Source organism: Rhizobacter sp. LjRoot28 (assembly GCF_964253025.1).
In the GTDB taxonomy this organism is placed as follows: Bacteria; Pseudomonadota; Gammaproteobacteria; order Burkholderiales; family Burkholderiaceae_C; genus Rhizobacter.
The window spans coordinates 754,197-772,225 of sequence record NZ_CAXUQC020000001.1 but is presented as its reverse complement, the minus strand read 5'-3'; the positions used below and the strand labels follow the sequence as shown (position 1 = coordinate 772,225).

15 protein-coding genes are annotated in these 18,029 nt (G+C 67.3%); 8 read left to right on the top strand and 7 right to left on the bottom strand.

Annotation, left to right across the window (positions count from 1 at the left end):
- Window positions 1-6: 6 nt before the first annotated feature.
- The 6 genes from ACSQ2F_RS03670 (at window position 7) to ACSQ2F_RS03645 (ending at window position 7,528) form a co-directional block, all read left to right on the top strand.
- Entirely contained in the window at window positions 7-1,023 is a 1,017-nt protein-coding gene (locus ACSQ2F_RS03670; protein ID WP_436019881.1) for a bifunctional riboflavin kinase/FAD synthetase, read from the top strand.
- Between the two features lie 85 nt (window positions 1,024-1,108).
- Window positions 1,109-3,940 carry an isoleucine--tRNA ligase gene (gene ileS, locus ACSQ2F_RS03665; RefSeq protein WP_436019879.1) on the top strand — a complete coding sequence of 944 codons (2,832 nt, stop codon included), beginning with the start codon at window positions 1,109-1,111 and terminating at the stop codon, window positions 3,938-3,940.
- A gap of 75 nt (window positions 3,941-4,015) precedes the next feature.
- The gene (lspA, locus tag ACSQ2F_RS03660) at window positions 4,016-4,516 is read left to right on the top strand and encodes a signal peptidase II (protein ID WP_436019877.1); all 501 of its coding nucleotides are present in this window, start codon (window positions 4,016-4,018) and stop codon (window positions 4,514-4,516) included.
- A 59-nt stretch (window positions 4,517-4,575) separates the two neighbouring features.
- Window positions 4,576-6,126, top strand: coding sequence for an ATP-binding protein (locus tag ACSQ2F_RS03655; protein WP_436019875.1), 1,551 nt, complete (start codon window positions 4,576-4,578; stop codon window positions 6,124-6,126).
- Complete coding sequence (locus ACSQ2F_RS03650) at window positions 6,126-7,049, top strand: DMT family transporter (RefSeq protein WP_436019873.1); 924 nt, start codon at window positions 6,126-6,128, stop codon at window positions 7,047-7,049. Before ACSQ2F_RS03655 ends, ACSQ2F_RS03650 begins: the two co-directional genes overlap by 1 nt.
- A 215-nt stretch (window positions 7,050-7,264) precedes the next feature.
- Window positions 7,265-7,528, top strand: coding sequence for a hypothetical protein (locus ACSQ2F_RS03645; RefSeq protein WP_436019871.1), 264 nt, complete (start codon window positions 7,265-7,267; stop codon window positions 7,526-7,528).
- Window positions 7,529-7,568: 40 nt separating this feature from the next.
- On the opposite strand, the gene ACSQ2F_RS03640 is transcribed toward ACSQ2F_RS03645, so the two are convergent.
- A complete protein-coding gene (locus ACSQ2F_RS03640) occupies window positions 7,569-7,943 on the bottom strand; it encodes a pentapeptide repeat-containing protein (protein WP_436019869.1) in 375 nt (124 codons plus the stop codon).
- Window positions 7,944-8,083: 140 nt separating this feature from the next.
- Between ACSQ2F_RS03640 and ACSQ2F_RS03635 the strand changes: the two genes are divergently transcribed.
- On the top strand, window positions 8,084-9,529 hold the full coding sequence (locus ACSQ2F_RS03635; RefSeq protein ID WP_436019861.1) for an IS1182 family transposase: 1,446 nt from the start codon (window positions 8,084-8,086) through the stop codon (window positions 9,527-9,529).
- A 197-nt stretch (window positions 9,530-9,726) separates the two neighbouring features.
- Here the strand turns inward: ACSQ2F_RS03635 and ACSQ2F_RS03630 are convergent, their stop codons facing one another.
- The 3 genes from ACSQ2F_RS03630 to ACSQ2F_RS03620 all read right to left on the bottom strand — a co-directional run bounded on the left by ACSQ2F_RS03630 (window position 9,727) and on the right by ACSQ2F_RS03620 (window position 11,171).
- Window positions 9,727-10,269 carry a GNAT family N-acetyltransferase gene (locus tag ACSQ2F_RS03630; protein WP_436019867.1) on the bottom strand — a complete coding sequence of 181 codons (543 nt, stop codon included), beginning with the start codon at window positions 10,267-10,269 and terminating at the stop codon, window positions 9,727-9,729.
- Between the two features lie 180 nt (window positions 10,270-10,449).
- Window positions 10,450-10,806, bottom strand: coding sequence for an Imm8 family immunity protein (locus ACSQ2F_RS03625; RefSeq protein ID WP_436019865.1), 357 nt, complete (start codon window positions 10,804-10,806; stop codon window positions 10,450-10,452).
- Window positions 10,803-11,171: a hypothetical protein gene (locus tag ACSQ2F_RS03620; protein ID WP_436019863.1), complete on the bottom strand. Its 369-nt coding sequence runs from the start codon at window positions 11,169-11,171 to the stop codon at window positions 10,803-10,805. The genes ACSQ2F_RS03625 and ACSQ2F_RS03620 overlap by 4 nt, the downstream gene beginning before the upstream one ends.
- Window positions 11,172-11,316: 145 nt before the next feature.
- Between ACSQ2F_RS03620 and ACSQ2F_RS03615 the strand changes: the two genes are divergently transcribed.
- A complete protein-coding gene (locus ACSQ2F_RS03615) occupies window positions 11,317-12,762 on the top strand; it encodes an IS1182 family transposase (protein WP_436019861.1) in 1,446 nt (481 codons plus the stop codon).
- Between the two features lie 1,053 nt (window positions 12,763-13,815).
- On the opposite strand, the gene ACSQ2F_RS03610 is transcribed toward ACSQ2F_RS03615, so the two are convergent.
- From ACSQ2F_RS03610 to ACSQ2F_RS03600, 3 genes are all read right to left on the bottom strand, one after another.
- Complete coding sequence (locus ACSQ2F_RS03610; protein WP_436019859.1) at window positions 13,816-14,598, bottom strand: SDR family oxidoreductase; 783 nt, start codon at window positions 14,596-14,598, stop codon at window positions 13,816-13,818.
- 37 nt (window positions 14,599-14,635) lie between these two features.
- Window positions 14,636-15,559, bottom strand: a complete 924-nt coding sequence (locus tag ACSQ2F_RS03605; protein ID WP_436019857.1) for a DMT family transporter — start codon at window positions 15,557-15,559, stop codon at window positions 14,636-14,638.
- A 215-nt stretch (window positions 15,560-15,774) separates the two neighbouring features.
- Entirely contained in the window at window positions 15,775-17,967 is a 2,193-nt protein-coding gene (locus ACSQ2F_RS03600) for a serine/threonine protein kinase (protein ID WP_436019855.1), read from the bottom strand.
- Window positions 17,968-18,029: the final 62 nt, after the last annotated feature.

Genomic DNA, 18,029 nt, shown 5'->3' with positions numbered 1-18,029 from the left:
CTGACCATGCAAGTCTTTCGCGGCATCCACCACCCAGGCATCGCTCCGGCATGCGCGCTGACCATCGGCAACTTCGATGGCGTCCACCGCGGCCACCAGGCGATGCTGGCCCTGCTGCGCTCGGAGGCCCAGCACCTGGGGCTGCCCTCGTGCGTGCTCACCTTCGAACCCCACCCGCGCGACTACTTCGCCCGCAAGGCGGGCAAGCCGGAGCTCGCGCCGGCCCGCATCGCCACGCTGCGCGACAAGCTCGGCGAACTCGAGCGCTGCGGCATCGACCAGGTCGTGGTGCTCCGCTTCGACCACCGCCTGGCGTCCCAGCCGGCGGAGGCCTTCATCGACGACACCCTCGTGGCGGGGCTCGGCGCGAAGTACGTGCTGGTCGGCGACGACTTCCGGTTCGGCGTGCGCCGCACCGGGGACTACGCCATGCTCGACGCGGCCGGGGACACCCGCGGCTTCGACGTGGCGCGCATGAACAGCTACGAAGTGCACGGCTTGCGCGTGTCCAGTTCGGCGGTGCGCGAGGCGCTCGCCACCGGCCAGATGGCGCAGGCCACGGCCCTGCTCGGCCGCCCCTACAGCATCAGCGGCCATGTCGTGCACGGCCGCAAGCTCGGCCGCGACCTGGGGTTTCGCACCCTCAACCTGCGCTTCCCGCATCCACGGGCGGCAGCGATGGGCATCTTCGCCGTGCGCACCCACGGCTTGACCGACGCCCCGCTCGACGGCGTGGCGAGCCTCGGCGTGCGCCCGACCGTGGAGGACAGCGGTCGGGTGCTGCTGGAGGTCCACTGCCTCGACTGGCCCGACCACCTCGGCCGGGAGGGGGGGTACGGTAAACTCGTGCGCGTGGAACTGCTGCACAAACTCCGCGACGAAGCCCGCTACGACGGCCTCGATGCCCTCAAGGCCGCCATCCTCCAGGACGCGGCCGATGCCCGCGCGTACCTCGCGTCGGCCGCGGCGCAGCCGGCGGCTCACGCCGCCACCGGCCGCCAGACCACGCGCGACCGAATTTAGCGCCCGCCCCGCCCTCACGCGAGTTCCGGCGCCTCCCGGCCGGTTTCCCCTCTTCTCCCGCGCGCCCGACGGCGCGCCCTGCGCCATGACCGACAAACCGACCGACTACCGCGCCACCCTGAACCTGCCGGACACGCCGTTCCCCATGCGCGGCGACCTGCCCAAGCGCGAGCCCGGCTGGGTCCAGCAATGGAACGAGGAAGGCCGCTACAAGCGGCTCCGCGAGGCCCGCTGCGGCGCCCCGAAGTTCATCCTGCACGACGGCCCGCCGTACGCCAACGGCCAGATCCACATGGGCCATGCGGTGAACAAGATCCTCAAGGACATGATCATCAAGGCGCGCCAGCTGGAGGGCTTCGACGCGCTGTACGTGCCCGGCTGGGATTGCCACGGCCTGCCCATCGAGAACGCCATCGAGAAGAAGCACGGCCGCAACCTCAGCCGCGACGAGATGCAGGCCAAGAGCCGTGCCTACGCGACCGAGCAGATCGCGCAGCAGATGAGCGACTTCAAGCGCCTGGGGGTGCTGGCCGAATGGGACCACCCCTACAAGACGATGGACTTCGCCAACGAGGCCGGCGAGCTGCGGGCGTTCAAGCGGGTGATCGAGCGCGGCTTCGTCTACCGCGGCCTGAAGCCGGTGTACTGGTGCTTCGACTGCGGCTCGTCGCTGGCCGAGTTCGAGATCGAGTACGCCGACAAGAAGAGCCAGACGATCGACGTGGCCTTCAAGGCGAACGACCCCGCCAAGCTGGCCGCAGCCTTCGGTCTGCCGTCCCTCACGCAAGACGCCTTCGCGGTCATCTGGACCACCACCGCCTGGACCATCCCGGCCAACCAGGCGATCAACCTGAACCCCGAGCTCGAGTACGCGCTGGTGGAGACCGAGCGCGGGCTGCTGGTGCTCGCGGCCTCACTGGTGGAGGCCTGCATGACGCGCTACGCGCTCACCGGCCGCGTGCTGGCCACGGTCAAGGGTGAACGCCTGGGTGGCCTGGAATTCCAGCACCCGTTGCACGACGTGGACGCCGGCTACCGCCGCCTCTCCCCTGTCTACCTCGCCGACTACGCCACCGCCGACGACGGCACCGGCCTCGTGCACTCCTCGCCCGCCTACGGCGTGGACGACTTCAACTCCTGCGTGGCGCACGGCGTCAAGTACGACGACATCCTGAACCCGGTCCAGGGCAACGGCACCTATGCGGCGGACTTCCCGCTCTTCGGTGGCCAGCACATCTGGAAGGCCGTGCCGGTGATCATCCAGGCGCTGGCCGATGCCGGGCGCCTGCTGCACACCACGACCATCACGCACAGCTACCCGCACTGCTGGCGGCACAAGACGCCCGTGATCTACCGTGCGGCGGCCCAGTGGTTCGTCCGCATGGACGAGGGCGAAGGCGTGTTCACCAAGGACAAGGCCGACAAGACCCTTCGCCGGCTGGCACTCGACGCCATCGAGCAGACGAGCTTCTACCCGGAGAACGGCAAGGCCCGCCTGCACGACATGATCGCCAACCGGCCCGACTGGTGCATCAGCCGCCAGCGCAGCTGGGGCGTGCCCATCCCGTTCTTCCTGCACAAGGATTCCGGCGAGCTGCACCCGCGCACGATGGAGATCCTGGACCAGGCAGCCGACATCGTGGAGCGCGGCGGCATCGAGGCCTGGAGCCGGGTGACGGTCGAAGAGATCCTGGGCGCCGCCGACGCACCGCACTACACCAAGAGCACCGACATCCTCGAGGTGTGGTTCGACTCCGGCTCGACCTTCTCCCACGTGCTGCGCGGCACGCACGCGCCGCAGTTCCACGAGGCCGGCCCCGAGGCCGACCTCTACCTCGAAGGCCACGACCAGCACCGCGGCTGGTTCCATTCGTCGCTGCTGCTGGCCTGCGCGCTGGAAGGCCGCGCGCCCTACAAGGGCCTGCTGACCCACGGTTTCACCGTGGACAGCCAGGGCCGCAAGATGAGCAAGTCGCTCGGCAACGGCATCGACCCGCAGGAGGTCAGCAAGAAGCTCGGCGCCGAGATCATCCGCCTGTGGGTGGCCGCGAGCGACTACTCCGGCGACATCGCCGGGGACGACAAGATCCTGGCCCGCGTGGTCGACGCCTACCGGCGCATTCGCAACACCCTGCGCTTCCTGATGGCCAACACCAGCGACTTCGACATCACGAAGGACGCGGTGCCGCTGGGCGAGCTGCTGGAGATTGATCGCTACGCGCTCGCACGCGCGGCCGAGTTCCAGGCCGAGGTGCTGGCGCACTACAAGGTGTACGAGTTCCACCCGGTCGTGGCCAAGCTGCAGGTGTACTGCTCGGAAGACCTGGGCGCGTTCTACCTCGACATCCTGAAGGATCGGCTCTACACCAGCGCCCCGGGCTCGCACGCCCGCCGCAGCGCGCAGACCGCGCTGTGGCACCTGACGCAAGCCATGCTGCGCTGGATGGCACCGTTCCTCAGCTTCACGGCCGAGGAGGCCTGGGGTTTCGTGGGCAACGGGGAGTCGATCTTCACCCAGGTCTACAGCGAGTTCGGCACACCCGATGCGGCGCTCATGGCCAAGTGGACCCGCCTGCGCGAGATCCGCGACGTGGTGAACAAGGAAATCGAGACCGTGCGGGCCGCCGGCCAAGTGGGCGCGTCCCTGCAGGCCGAGGTGAGCCTGCAGGCCACCGCCGACGACCTGGCGCTGTTGCGGTCGCTGGGCGATGACCTCAAGTTCGTGACCATCACGTCAGCCGCGCGCACCGAGCCTGGGGATGCACTGGCCGTCACGGTGACGCCGTCGGCCCACACCAAGTGCGAGCGCTGCTGGCACTACCGCGAGGAGGTGGGGCACGACCCGGCCCACCCCACGCTGTGCGGCCGTTGCACCTCGAACCTCTTCGGTAGCGGCGAGACCCGTCACTTCGCCTGAGCCCGGCGCCGCATGGCGTCGCCGTCCCTCCCTTCACGCACTCCGCGGCGCGCTCCGGCGCGCCGCCCTCCCCGAATGGCCACTCGCACTCCTTCGTCGCCGTCGTCCCCGCTGCTGCCCTGGCTCGGTGTCGCCCTGCTCGTCATCGTGCTCGACCAGTTCACGAAGACGCTCATCCTCCAGTACTTCCAGTACGGGGACAGCCGTACCGTCACCTCGTTCTTCAACCTGGTTCGGGTCCACAACACGGGAGCGGCGTTCTCGTTCCTCGCCGGCGCGTCGGGGTGGCAGCGCTGGTTCTTCGTCGGACTCGGCGCGGTGGCCGCCATCTTCATCGTCTGGATGCTGCGCAGCCACGGAGGGCAACGCATGTTCGCCTGGGCGCTGTCGCTGATCCTCGGCGGGGCGCTGGGCAACGTGATCGACCGGCTGCTGCATGGCTACGTGGTCGACTTCCTCCAGGTCCACTACGCCGGCCGGGCGTTCCCGTCGTTCAACGTGGCCGATGCGGCCATCACGGTCGGGGCGGTGCTGCTCATCCTCGACGAGTTGCTGCGCGTGCGCAAAGCGCGCTGAAGGCCCATGGCTACTGCCCTTCGGCAGACATCGCCCGCGCGCGCACGTATCATCGGGTGATGGTCGATTTCCACTGCCTGTCGTTCTACGAATGGCTCGACGTGCCCATCTGGGTGTTCGATCCAGAACGACTGCAGGCGACATGGGCGAACCGGGCCGGGCTGACCTTCTGGGACGCCGATTCCATCGCCGACCTGCAGGCGCGCGACTTCTCCGACCTGAGCGAGGGCGTGCGCGCCCGGCTCGCGCTGAGCATGCAGGCGCATGCGCGCGACGAGGTCGTCCGCGACGCCTGGACCCTGTACCCGCGGGGCACGCCGGTGACGTCGGTGCTCGTGTCGCGCGGCATCGTTCTGCCCGACGGCCGCCAGGGCATTCTCTTCGCCTCGGAACCGCTGACGAGCACCGTCGACGCCGACATGCTGCGCGGCCTGGAGGCCATCACCCACACGACCGTGCGCGTGGCCTTGCATGCCCTGCCCGAAGGCACGGCCCTGATGCGCAATCCGGCCGCCGCCCAGGCCTTCGGATTGGTGCCCGCGGGGCCGGAGCCGCGTCCGGCCGACTTCGAATCGATGTTCCCGGACGCCGCCGTGGCCGCGCGCATTCTCGCGCAGGCGCGCCGGGGGCAGACCTTCAGCGCCGAGCTGGAGCTGCAGACGCTCGCCGGACCGCGTTGGCATGGCGTCGACGTGCGCCCGATCGTCGATCCGGTCTCGGGCCGGCGCGCGCTGCAGATCAACGCACGCGACATCGCCGACCTCAAGGCCACGCAAAAGGCGCTCGAGAGCGCCCGCGTGGCGGCCGACAATGCCAACCTGGCCAAGAGCGCCTTCCTGGCCAACATGAGCCACGAGATCCGCACGCCGATGAACGGTGTGCTCGGCCTGACGGAGCTCGTGCTGGGGACGCCGCTGAACGACAAGCAACGCCAGTACATCACCCTGGCCAACCAGTCCGCCCGGGGCCTCATGGTCATCATCGACGACCTGCTCGACGTCGCCAAGATCGAGGCCGGCCAGCTCGTCATCGAGCAGCGGCCGTTCTCGGTCCGCAAGTGCCTCGAGGAAGCGCTGTCGCCGTTGCAGCTGACCAGCCAGCAGAAGGGCCTGCGCCTCGGCTGGCACGTCGCCGACGAGGTGCCGGCCACCTTGCTGGGCGATGCGGTGCGGCTGCGGCAGGTGCTGGTCAACCTGGTGGGCAACGCCATCAAGTTCACCGAGAAGGGCGCGGTGGAGGTGCGGGTCGAGGTCATCCGCGGTGGCACTCCTGCCGACGGCAACCTGTCGCTGCGATTCGCCGTCGCCGACACCGGCATCGGCATGTCGCCCGAGCAGCTGGAGCGCGTGTTCGAGCCCTTCGTGCAGGCCGACACCAGCATCACCCGCCGCTATGGCGGCACCGGCCTCGGCCTTGCCATCGTGTCGCGGCTCGTGCGCCTCATGGGCGGTGATGTGAAAGCCACCAGCACTCCCGGACAGGGCAGCTGCATGTCCTTCACCGTCGTGCTCGCGCGCACGGGCGACATGTCGTCCTCCGGCGCCGGGGGCGCAGGCACCGCGGCGGCCTCGGCCCGCGCTCAACCGATGCAAGGCATGGACCTGCGCTGATGCAGCATCGTCTCTCGGTTCGCACCGCGCTCCTGCTGGCGGTGCCGCCCCTCCTTTGGGCCGGAAACGCCGTGGTCGGCCGTGCCCTGGTGGGCAGCGTGCCGCCCCTGACCTTGAACGCGATGCGCTGGGCGCTGGCGTTCCTGTTCCTGCTGCCCCTGGGATGGCGCGCGCTCTCCCGGCCGCACGAGATCCTCGCCCGCTGGAAGTACCTGACCGTCCTCGGGGCACTCGGCGTCGGCAGCTACAACGCGCTGCAGTACATGGCGGTGCAGACGTCCACGCCCATCAACGTCACGCTCATCACGGCCAGCATGCCGCTGTGGATGCTCGCCGTCGGCTTTCTCTTCTTCAAGGAACCGGCGCACCGACGGCAGCTGGCCGGCGCCGGCCTGTCGCTCGCGGGCGTGGCGCTGGTGCTGTCGCATGGCCACCCCGAACGGCTGCTCGCGCTGCGCCTGGTACCGGGCGACCTGCTGATGCTGCTGGCAGCGGCGCTGTGGGCCGGCTACAGCTGGATGCTGGCCCGCCCGCCGGCCTCGATGCAGGGCGAGCAGCGCCCGCAGTGGAACTGGGCCGAGTTCCTGCTCGTGCAGGTGGTCTTCGGCGGCGCGTGGGCGGCGCTGGCGGCAGGCGTGGAACAGGTCTTCCTCGACCCGGTGCCCATCGTGTGGTCCGCCGGATTCATCGCCGGCTGGTTCTACGTCGCGCTCGCCGCGTCGATCGTGGCCTACTGGCTGTGGGGCGTGGGGGTGGCGACGGTCGGGCCGGCCATCGGCGCGTTCTTCATCAACCTCACGCCGCTCTTCGCGGCCCTGCTGTCGGCCGCACTGCTGGCCGAGCCACCGCGCTGGTACCACGCCGTGGCCTTCGCGCTGATTGCGGCCGGCATCGTGGTGACCTCCCGCCCTGCCCGCCGCTGAAGCGGCCTGGCCAAGGGACGCGGCTGTCCCGCGGCAACGAAGTCTGATACGCACGCCAGTGATGCCGGCACATTCTTTCGCTGCGAACTGAGACTGAGCCCCCCCGAGTAGCGTCACGCGAACGGCCACGGCAGCAATGTCTGGGACAGCTTGGACGGCCGCTTCAGGCGGGTAGCGGTCCTCGCACCGGCGACAATCGGGATAAGGAGACACGGATGTTCCAACTGCCCGAAGGTGACCGCGCTCGCTGGATTGACCTCCTGCAGGCGAATCCAGTGCCTGACGTACTTAGACAGATCGCAGGCACCTATTCCATCGGGCGCGGCGATCTGGGGTTTGCTTTGGTCGACCTATCACCGGACGTCTTGACCCAGCATGTTCAAGCCGTGTGGACGTGGGACATCGAACGCAAAGGTCGCGGTTTAAACGATGACGAGCTCGTAGAAGAGCTGGCGAGCTTGCGTTTCCGGCTCGACTGAGCCATGCCAACAGTCCTCCGCTTCAGGTTGGAAGCGGACTTCAGGAAAACCTGTCATTCTCGGCAAGCGTCACGCCGCAGTAAGACGCTCCAACATAGCGGACGCCAGACAAGGTGGCCTTTTCCAAGTCGATGGATTCGATCAAGGCCAATTCGAAATTTGCGTTCGTCAGATCGGCGCCCACGAAGCTCGCGCACTTGACATTGCATTGACGGAAGCTGGCACCTCGCAAGCTCGCCCCGTTGAACGTCGCATCGCAGAACCAGGAGTTCTCGAAATCCGCTCCGTCAAGCATCACGCCTGAAAGGTCCTCGTTCGACATATCGACGCCTGGGAACGCTCGCTCTCCTTGGTCGTAGCGACTCAAAAGCTCCTCGAGCGAGGATGGGGATTGATATGGACGAACCGTGTTCATGTCTCATTGAAGCACGCTGGAGGTGTCCGCTTCGCCTTCGACGGAGCGCGCCGCTTTAGGCTGAGGCTGTGTGAAAACCCGCTCACGGCCCAAGCGGCAGGGTACTAGAGTCGAGACCCAGGTCAAGCCTGGGAGGCGACATGCCGCGATTCGTGGAAGGTCTGGATCGACATCAAGTCACGTTGCTGCCTGAATGCCTCGATGACTTTGTGGCCGAGGACAATCCGGTCCGGGTGATCGAGGCCTTCATCGATGAACTGGACTTGGCCGCACTCGGCTTCGACGGAACGCGGGCTGCCGCGACGGGGCGACCCGGCTATCACCCGTCGGTTCTGCTGAAGATCTACCTCTACGGCTACATCAACCGCATTCAGAGCAGTCGCCGGTTGGAACGCGAGGCCCAGCGGAACATCGAACTGATGTGGCTGACCGGCCGCCTGGCGCCGGACTTCAAGACCATCGCGGACTTCCGACGCGACAACGGTCCCGGCATCCGCAACACCTGCCGCCGATTCATCGAACTCTGCCGGCAGCTCAAGCTGTTTACGCAGGCGGTTGTCGCTGTCGACGGCAGCAAGTTCAAGGCGGTCAACTCGCGGGACCAGAACTTCACGGTCACGAAGATCCAAAGGCGGCGGGAGCAGCTTGAACAGCACATCGAGCGTTACCTCAGTGCGTTGGACACCGCCGATCGCGTCCAGGAGCCGGAGCTGGTGGCCAAGACGAAGCGCCTGAACGACAAGATCAAGTACCTGCGCCAGCAGATGCGTGAGCTCGACGCCATGGAGGTGCAAGTGAAGGCCCAGCCGGACGCGCAAATCTCAAAGACGGATCCCGATGCTCGCGCGATGAGCACCCACAGCAAAGTGACTGGCGTTGTCGGCTACAACGTGCAGGCCGCGGTCGATGCCGAGCATCACCTGATCGTCGCGCACGAGGTGACCAACGTTGGCAACGATCGAACGCAACTGCATCCGATGGCCAAAGCGGCCAAGCAGGCGATGGGGCTCGAAGCCGTCGAGGCCCTTGGTGATCGCGGCTACTTCAACAGCGTGCAGATCAAGGCGTGCGACGACGACGGAATCGCCGCCACGGTGCCCAAGCCGATGACGTCCAATGCGAAGGCCGAGGGGCGATTCCACAAGGGGGACTTCATCTACATCGCCAGTGACGACGAATACGTGTGCCCCGCTGGACAGCGTGCAACGTATCGCTTCACGCGGGACGAAGATGGCCTGAACATCCGCCGCTACTGGAGCAGCGCCTGCGCGGGCTGCCCGATCAAGGCGCAGTGCACGCCCAGCCCATACCGACGAATCAGTCGATGGGAACACGAACACGTGGTTGAAGCGGCGCAGCGCCGAATTGACCGGAACCCAATGGCGATGCGGGTGCGAAGGCAGACGGTCGAGCACGTCTTCGGCACGCTCAAGCACTGGATGGGCTCCACGCACTTCCTGACGCGCACGCTGCGCAACGTCGGCACCGAGATGAACCTGCACGTGCTGGCCTACAACTTCAAGCGAGTGCTCAGCATCCTCGGAATCTCGAAGCTGATGCAGGGGCTGCGCGAAGCCTCTGCATGAGGTTTTTAGAGGCTCTCTGCGCCTCCACCAGAGCTCACTGGTCCTCAGCGTTCACACGAGACCTTCAATCCGCGGGAGCGACGTCACCGGCCATCGAAACGGCGCTCCGACAGTCCGCAAGCCATTGCCGAGGAGATCCGCGGAGTTTTCACACGGCCTCGGCTGGAAGCGGTCGCCCCAAGATTCCCCCGTCCTGCCTAACGGCAGCGCGCGTACATGAAGCACGGACGAGGGTCGGCGCTGACGTTCGGGTGCACCATGAAACGGTCCAGCCGCCCCTCGCGGAAAAAGCCCGCCTTCTCAAGCGCTTTCGCTGATGCTGCGTTCTCAACGTCGCATGTGGCCTGCACGCGAAACACACGTGGGTCGCTAAGGACTGCTTCGGCTACTGATGCCGCAGCCTCAGGCATCAGCCCGTCTCCCCAATGCTGCCTAGCAAGTACGTACCCAATGTCCACGATGTGGCCGAGCCAGCGGGCTTCGAGCATCCCGATCGGGCGGGCCGGAGTACCGGAAAGTGCCATGACGTAAGGGCGCCGCAGCCCACTGTCCCACCCTTCAAGGCAACGCTCGATGAACGCTTCGGTTTCGGCAAGGCTGGTGTGTGGCCGCCAGACCATGAACCGCGCCACGTCTAGGTCTTGGGTGTAGGAGTCGTACAAGGCTCGGGCATCAGCTGCGACGGGTTGACGAAACAGCAGCCTGTTTGTCTGAAGGCTCGCGGGCAGGGGTGACGTCATTTGCAGTCGTGGGCGCCAACAGGCGGTCTCGCAGGCACAAAGGAAGCCCAGTCTACGCCGGCCCGCTCTGCGGCCAACATGCGCGCTTCAGGCTGGAAGCGGAAGTTCGTTGGCGCTGCGTAGCGGTGGATTGCGAGCGGCAATTCCTATGGCCGCAACACACAGATGTCGCCAGGGCCACTACGGCTGGTAGTCCTCGAACTCCCAAAGCCCGACTTTAGAAACCGCAGCGACAACCTCGTCCCAACTCTCACCCACGCATGACTCAAGGAACGCCTCAAGTTGAGCCTTGACTGTGCTCGCGTCGAATGGCCCGTCTATGAGTAGGTATCGAGCCCCGCATGCGATGCCCAGCTCTCGCTGGTAGCTGAGCCACGCGTCATTGCAAACGAAGAACCTGAAGTCATCAGCGGCGTCGGCATCTGCCATACCAACACCCGCGTGGAGCCAAAGCCCGAATCGTTCGGCTTCCGATGGCTGAAACGTTTCGAATGCCGTCGCAGAATTCAGATCAAGACGTTTTAGCATGGCCTTCATGATTGCGTCCCCGAGTGTCCGCCACGGGCTGACTCCGGGCATTCCGTTCTCTCCGCCCAGCCGCTTGCCACGCCGTTGGATTCGATGACCACAAAGCCCGTGAATTCTCGGTCGGTCATCAGGATTCGACCTCTGCCGACATTTGAAGCGACGAAGTCGAACGCCTGGCTCACGAGGAACAGCCCGCCCACTTTCCGGTTGGCCTCGACCAGAAGAGTGTCCGAGGCGATGTGCTCTCGCACGAGGCGTTGCACGACGTCGAGCCTGAGACCATCGCCGTCAGATGCAACCACCCAGTCGCTGGCCGTGACCGGGCGTTCCGGGAAGCCCTGCCGCATCAGGTCGTGGACCCTTCTTGGATTCATACCGCATTCTGCCGCGTGCGGAATCGAACGTCCGCTTCCGCTGCCCTGCGGCCGGCCGCTTCAGGCTGAGGCTGTGTGAAAACCCGCTCACGGCCCAAGCGGCAGGGTACTAGAGTCGAGACCCAGGTCAAGCCTGGGAGGCGACATGCCGCGATTCGTGGAAGGTCTGGATCGACATCAAGTCACGTTGCTGCCTGAATGCCTCGATGACTTTGTGGCCGAGGACAATCCGGTCCGGGTGATCGAGGCCTTCATCGATGAACTGGACTTGGCCGCACTCGGCTTCGACGGAACGCGGGCTGCCGCGACGGGGCGACCCGGCTATCACCCGTCGGTTCTGCTGAAGATCTACCTCTACGGCTACATCAACCGCATTCAGAGCAGTCGCCGGTTGGAACGCGAGGCCCAGCGGAACATCGAACTGATGTGGCTGACCGGCCGCCTGGCGCCGGACTTCAAGACCATCGCGGACTTCCGACGCGACAACGGTCCCGGCATCCGCAACACCTGCCGCCGATTCATCGAACTCTGCCGGCAGCTCAAGCTGTTTACGCAGGCGGTTGTCGCTGTCGACGGCAGCAAGTTCAAGGCGGTCAACTCGCGGGACCAGAACTTCACGGTCACGAAGATCCAAAGGCGGCGGGAGCAGCTTGAACAGCACATCGAGCGTTACCTCAGTGCGTTGGACACCGCCGATCGCGTCCAGGAGCCGGAGCTGGTGGCCAAGACGAAGCGCCTGAACGACAAGATCAAGTACCTGCGCCAGCAGATGCGTGAGCTCGACGCCATGGAGGTGCAAGTGAAGGCCCAGCCGGACGCGCAAATCTCAAAGACGGATCCCGATGCTCGCGCGATGAGCACCCACAGCAAAGTGACTGGCGTTGTCGGCTACAACGTGCAGGCCGCGGTCGATGCCGAGCATCACCTGATCGTCGCGCACGAGGTGACCAACGTTGGCAACGATCGAACGCAACTGCATCCGATGGCCAAAGCGGCCAAGCAGGCGATGGGGCTCGAAGCCGTCGAGGCCCTTGGTGATCGCGGCTACTTCAACAGCGTGCAGATCAAGGCGTGCGACGACGACGGAATCGCCGCCACGGTGCCCAAGCCGATGACGTCCAATGCGAAGGCCGAGGGGCGATTCCACAAGGGGGACTTCATCTACATCGCCAGTGACGACGAATACGTGTGCCCCGCTGGACAGCGTGCAACGTATCGCTTCACGCGGGACGAAGATGGCCTGAACATCCGCCGCTACTGGAGCAGCGCCTGCGCGGGCTGCCCGATCAAGGCGCAGTGCACGCCCAGCCCATACCGACGAATCAGTCGATGGGAACACGAACACGTGGTTGAAGCGGCGCAGCGCCGAATTGACCGGAACCCAATGGCGATGCGGGTGCGAAGGCAGACGGTCGAGCACGTCTTCGGCACGCTCAAGCACTGGATGGGCTCCACGCACTTCCTGACGCGCACGCTGCGCAACGTCGGCACCGAGATGAACCTGCACGTGCTGGCCTACAACTTCAAGCGAGTGCTCAGCATCCTCGGAATCTCGAAGCTGATGCAGGGGCTGCGCGAAGCCTCTGCATGAGGTTTTTAGAGGCTCTCTGCGCCTCCACCAGAGCTCACTGGTCCTCAGCGTTCACACGAGACCTTCAATCCGCGGGAGCGACATCACCGGCCATCGAAACGGCGCTCCGACAGTCCGCAAGCCATTGCCGAGGGGATCCGCGGAGTTTTCACACGGCCTCGGCTGGAAGCGGACGAAGGCACGAGTGCGCCGGCCCTCGATCAATCAATAGCCATTCGCATTGCTGAGAACGCGACATAGGCATCGCTGTACTTTGAACCCCATGACTCCTCCCCGGCGAGCCATGCGTCCAAGTCATCAACGTACGGGACCAAACAGGTCTTTAGCGCCACCCTTGTCCTCGTAGGCAACTTCGCCACCCTGCGTTCTCTTGCCCAGTCATCTGCGACGCCCAGACATCTCGCGAGTCGGATAAGTGGCCTCACCGCTTGAGGCACGTCCATCTCATTGAACTGTTCGGCGGTCTCATCCGAAAGAAGAGTCTCCAAGGCCTCGGCGACTTCATCAACGCGCTGATTTGAATGCTGAGGCATATCTGTCATTGACGGTGTACGTTGAACGGAGGGTAGAGCGACCGAGGTCCTGACCAGGGACCCATTTGAACGGCCGCGGCCGCCCGCGGGCCGGAGGCTGCTTGAGGCTGAGACCGGCCGTTGGTGTCAGACGCCGATGACGCATCGTGCGCCGTGCATCTCAAGAAACTCGCACAGGCGGCGGGCCTCGTCCTCGTTCGCCATGTCTACGAGTTGACTCTCGCCGGCGGACAGCGCATCTGTGACCCGTTTCGCATCTGCCAGGTTGAGTCCTGCAACGGAACATAGGGTGCTAGCGCACGCCACGCGATTGAATCGAGACCCATCGCTCGCTAGTTGAACTGTAGTCATCAGCTGCGCTGCGGTTGTTCCCTGGATGATAGGGGCAATGACTGCTTCCGCTGCACAGCTGTCATCCTGGCCGGACCCTCGCCTCAGACTTTGATGGCACGTCCCAGACATCAATGGCAAAGAACATCGGCCGGGCCGAGGGCGCCTGCCCCCTGCCCTGCGGCTCGGCTCAGAACGTGCCGGGGTAGCTGCCGCCATCCAGCAGGATGTTCTGGCCGGTGAGGTAGCCGGCGTGCTGGCTGCAGATGAAGGCGCAGACGGCGCCGAATTCCTCGGCCGAACCGAAGCGCTGCGCGGGAATCGTGCGACGGCGCGCATCCGCTGCGACCGATTCGTCCTGGCCCGCCGCCTTGGCGCCGGCACGCAGCGTGGTGCGCAGGCGATCGGTGTCGAAGGCGCCGGGCAGCAGGCCGTTGATGGTGACGTTGCGGGCGGCGAGCGGGCTGCGTGCCAATCCCGCGACGAAGCCGGTCAGGCCGCTGCGTGCCCCGTTCGACAGGCCCAGCACCGGAATCGGCGCCTTGACCGCACCCGAGGTGATGTTGACGATGCGGCCGAAACCACGGCTCGCCATGGCGTCCACCGTGGCGCGGATGAGTTCGATGGGCGTGAGCATGTTCGCGTCGAGCGCCTTGATCCAGGCCTCCCGATCCCACTCGCGGAAGTCGCCCGGCGGAGGGCCGCCCGCATTGTTCACGAGGATGTCGACCTGCGGGCAGGCGGCCAGGGCCGCGGCGCGCCCTTCGGCCGTCGTGATGTCACCGGCCACCGCGCGCACTTCGCCGCGGCCCAGCGCCCGCAGTTCGGCGGCGGTGGCTTCGAGCGCCTCGCTGCCGCGGGCGGTAATGACCACGTTCACGCCTTCGCGCACCAGCGCATCGGCGCAGCCCTTGCCCAGGCCCTTGCTCGCGGCGCAGACGAGCGCCCATTTGCCTTCGATTCCCAGATCCATTCGTTTCTCCAACGGTTGAGTGGTGTGTGGTCGGTGTTCAGCGGGACCGGGCGAGCATCCAGATGCCTGTCATGACGAGCACGGTGCCGGCGGCGATCCACAGGGTGAAGGGCTCGCCGAGGATGACGACGCCCATGAGGATGGTGGAGAGCGGGCCGATCATGCCGGTCTGTGCCACCACGGCCGCGCCCACCCGCTCGATGGCCATCATGACGAGCAGCACGGGGCAGAAGGTGCACAGCGTGGCATTGAGCACCGACAGCCACACCACCTCGGGTGCCACCATCGCGGCGGACATCGGCCGCAAGAGCACGAACTGCAACAGGCACAACACGCAGGCGATGCTTGTGGCGAGGCCGGCCAGCCGCATCGCCCCGAGGCGCCGCACCTCCTCGCCGCTGAAGGCGAGGTAGAGCGCGTAGCTGACGGCGCTCGCGAACACGAGCGCCGCGCCGAGCGCCGCGTCCGGTCCCATCACGGTGATCTCATGGCCGAAGACCAGCAGCACGCCGCCATAGCTGACGGCCAGTGACACCAGTTGGCGCCGCGTCACCCGCTTCTTGAAGAGCACCACGCCGAGCGCGAGCACGAGCGTCGGGTTGAGGTAGAGGATGAGGCGCTCGAAGCTCGCACTGATGTACTGCAGCCCGGCAAAGTCGAGGAAGCTGGCGAGGTAGTAGCCCGTAACGCCGAGAAAGAAGACCAGGCGCCAGTCGCGCCATGACAGCGCCGGCTTGCCCCGCCCCGCCCACCAGGCCAGCAGCAGGAACAAGGGCAGCGCGAAGAGCATGCGGTACATGATCAGCGTGACCGCATCCACCCCATGGCGGTAGGCCAGCTTGACGATGATGGCCTTGCCCGAGAAAGCGATGGCACCGAGCGCGGCGAGGGCCAGGCCGGGCAGGTCGGCGCGCGGCGAGGCAGGTGCCGGCGTGGCGGCCGCAGCGGAGGGCAGGGACATCCCCGGGATTCTACGGAGACTGGGCGACTCCTGCTCGGCCGGGCTAGCCCCACCCCAGCGCGTGGCGCGACCGGACGCTTGCTGCCGTCGGCCTTGGGATCGTGGCGACAAACACGCCCACGGTCAGCGCAGATGCAACGCCCCCGGCCCGGCTGCCGGACGGGTGGCCCATCGACGGCCGGCGCCGGCCGCGACGGGCGTCACGGCCCGCGACCTCAGCTGTTTTCGATGCGGAACAGCACGCACTGCGGGTGGCGTGCGAAGCGGGGCTTGGCGCACTGCATGTCCATGCAGCGGTAGAGCGCGAAGTTGGTCCGGTCGCCGCAGATGACGCGCGGGTTGTTGGACGCCGGTGGCTCCGCCGCGGCGGTGGCCGGGGCGGTCGGGGCCTTGGGGGCAGGCGCCCGTGCCGGTGGCGCGGCAGGGGGCTCGGCCGCCCGCGCCTGGGCCGGTGCCGGAGCGGGAACCGCTGCCGGCGCGGGAGCAGGGGCGGCGGCCGGCGGCGGCGCAACCGCTGCCTGAGGCGGAGGGGCAGGTATCGCGGCGGTGGCGGCGGCGGGTGCGGTCGGCGCCTGAGCCGTCGCTGGCGCGGGCATTTGTGCCGTTGCCGGGTCAGGCGCCTGGTTGTCAATCAATTCCGGTGCCATGGCCGCCGAAGCGCCTTCTTCGCGCGAGGCCACGGCCGAGGCGGATGGACCGGCGGCCGGAGGACGCTGCTCGAGCAGCGACCCGACCGGATCGTCGGCCGGAGCGGCAGGGGCCTCGGCGCGGTTGTCGGCCGGTGCACCGATCCAGGCCATCAACTGCGGAGACTGCTGGGCGTACCAGCCTGCGCCGCCGATGACGAACAGCGCCAGCGCGACCATGGCGAGTGCCCGTGCCGGATTGCGGCGCGCGGCGCGCTTGCGGCGTGGACCCGGCATCACCCACGTGGGCGTACCGAGGCCGGGCTCGCGCGGCACGTTCGGCATGGGCCGCGGGCCGTAGGAGGACGGCGCAAAACCGGAGGGCCCGAACCCGGAAGGCTCGTTTCCCATCACCGGTTCACGCTGGTTGACCCAAGGCAGCGACGACATCGCCATGGCGATCGCAGCTGCTGCCGCCGGGTCGACTTCCTCGGGCTTGTCGGCCAGCACCGAATGCTCCGGCGCGGCCTGCCGCGCCGCAGGCGCGGGCGTGCCGGTCGGCGCGAACGTCGGTCGCGTGTCGGGGGCGGGTGACTGGGCGGGTAACGGGGCGGCTGCGGCCGGGGCAACGACCGGAGCCGACGCGTAGGTCGGCGCCGGAGCTGCCATGGGGGCCATCGCCGGTGGCGCCGCCGGCGCGGGACGACCGGGTGCCTCGGCTCGCAGGTCGTTGCCGACGGGCGGCACCGAGGCGGCGGGCGGAGCATTGCGCAGCGGCGCTGCACCGGTCAGGCCCCGTTCGTCGATGCCGTCGGCGCGTGCGCCCTTGGGCGGCTCGGCCACTGCGGGTCGCGGCTCCGACACGACATTCGACATGACGGGCGGGCTTGCCAGGCCGATGCGGATGCGAAACTCGGTCAGGTCCTGGAGACGGTGCTCCGGGCGCACGGCCAGGGCCTGGTCGATCGCGGCAAGGAAGGCGGTGGCGGGCGGCGCGGAAGGGTTGCGTGCGGTCCGGCGGCGGGCGAGGCCCTCGCCGATGCCGGCATGCCGATCGTCCGGGCCCAGCACCGCCGCGGACACCGGCGGGCGCCCGAGCAGCGCCTGGTGGACGATCGCGCCCAGGCTGTACACGTCGGTCCACGGGCCCACCGGAAACTCCCGGCCGTGGCCGAAGAGCTCGATGGGCGCGTGATGCCGATCCACACTGTCGTAGACCTGCCGAACGTCGGCCGGGCCGGCGGCGGAAAGGTCGAGCAGCAGCGGCCGGCCATCCGGCAGCAGCCACACGGTGTCGGGGGACAGCCCCTGGTGGAACACCTGGTCGCGGTGCAGCACGGCGAGGGCCTCGGTGAGGCGGCCCAGCAGCTCGCGCAGCCACGCTTCGTCGGGCGTGCCGATGCGCTGCAGGGCGGCGGCCAGCGGCTCGCCCTCGTACATCGGCAGCATCAGGTAGGCGGTGCCCCGCTCCTCCCAGACGCGCAGGGCGCGGCCGATGCCAGGATGGTCGAAGCGGGTCAGCCAGCGCGCGCCGCGCAGGAAGCCGGCCAGCGCCGTGGCCCGTGCGGCCGCGTCGCCGCCGGGCGCGAGCAGCACCTCGCCGGCCTCACCGCGCGCAGCCATGCCGAGAGGGAAGTGCTCGCGGATCAGCACGTGGCGCTGCAGCAGCGGGTCTTCGGCGACGTAGAGGATGCTGCCATCGTCCTGCGCGATCGGCTCGACGATGACGCAGCCGCCGACCCTGGCGCCGCCGTGGAGGAGGTCGCGGTCGAGTTCGGACATGGTAGGCATGGTGCTGGGGCCGAAATCGCGGGAAGGATCCATCAGGGGCATCGGTCGAAAAT

Bases quoted from the DNA above. Each gene is read 5' to 3' on its own strand.
- ACSQ2F_RS03670 (WP_436019881.1), top strand. From the start codon at position 7: ATGCAAGTCTTTCGCGGCATCCACCACCCAGGCATCGCTCCGGCATGC.
- ileS (WP_436019879.1), top strand. From the start codon at position 1,109: ATGACCGACAAACCGACCGACTACCGCGCCACCCTGAACCTGCCGGAC.
- lspA (WP_436019877.1), top strand. From the start codon at position 4,016: ATGGCCACTCGCACTCCTTCGTCGCCGTCGTCCCCGCTGCTGCCCTGG.
- ACSQ2F_RS03655 (WP_436019875.1), top strand. From the start codon at position 4,576: ATGGTCGATTTCCACTGCCTGTCGTTCTACGAATGGCTCGACGTGCCC.
- ACSQ2F_RS03650 (WP_436019873.1), top strand. From the start codon at position 6,126: ATGCAGCATCGTCTCTCGGTTCGCACCGCGCTCCTGCTGGCGGTGCCG.
- ACSQ2F_RS03645 (WP_436019871.1), top strand. From the start codon at position 7,265: ATGTTCCAACTGCCCGAAGGTGACCGCGCTCGCTGGATTGACCTCCTG.
- ACSQ2F_RS03640 (WP_436019869.1), bottom strand. From the start codon at position 7,943: ATGAACACGGTTCGTCCATATCAATCCCCATCCTCGCTCGAGGAGCTT.
- ACSQ2F_RS03635 (WP_436019861.1), top strand. From the start codon at position 8,084: ATGCCGCGATTCGTGGAAGGTCTGGATCGACATCAAGTCACGTTGCTG.
- ACSQ2F_RS03630 (WP_436019867.1), bottom strand. From the start codon at position 10,269: ATGACGTCACCCCTGCCCGCGAGCCTTCAGACAAACAGGCTGCTGTTT.
- ACSQ2F_RS03625 (WP_436019865.1), bottom strand. From the start codon at position 10,806: ATGAAGGCCATGCTAAAACGTCTTGATCTGAATTCTGCGACGGCATTC.
- ACSQ2F_RS03620 (WP_436019863.1), bottom strand. From the start codon at position 11,171: ATGAATCCAAGAAGGGTCCACGACCTGATGCGGCAGGGCTTCCCGGAA.
- ACSQ2F_RS03615 (WP_436019861.1), top strand. From the start codon at position 11,317: ATGCCGCGATTCGTGGAAGGTCTGGATCGACATCAAGTCACGTTGCTG.
- ACSQ2F_RS03610 (WP_436019859.1), bottom strand. From the start codon at position 14,598: ATGGATCTGGGAATCGAAGGCAAATGGGCGCTCGTCTGCGCCGCGAGC.
- ACSQ2F_RS03605 (WP_436019857.1), bottom strand. From the start codon at position 15,559: ATGTCCCTGCCCTCCGCTGCGGCCGCCACGCCGGCACCTGCCTCGCCG.
- ACSQ2F_RS03600 (WP_436019855.1), bottom strand. From the start codon at position 17,967: ATGTCCGAACTCGACCGCGACCTCCTCCACGGCGGCGCCAGGGTCGGC.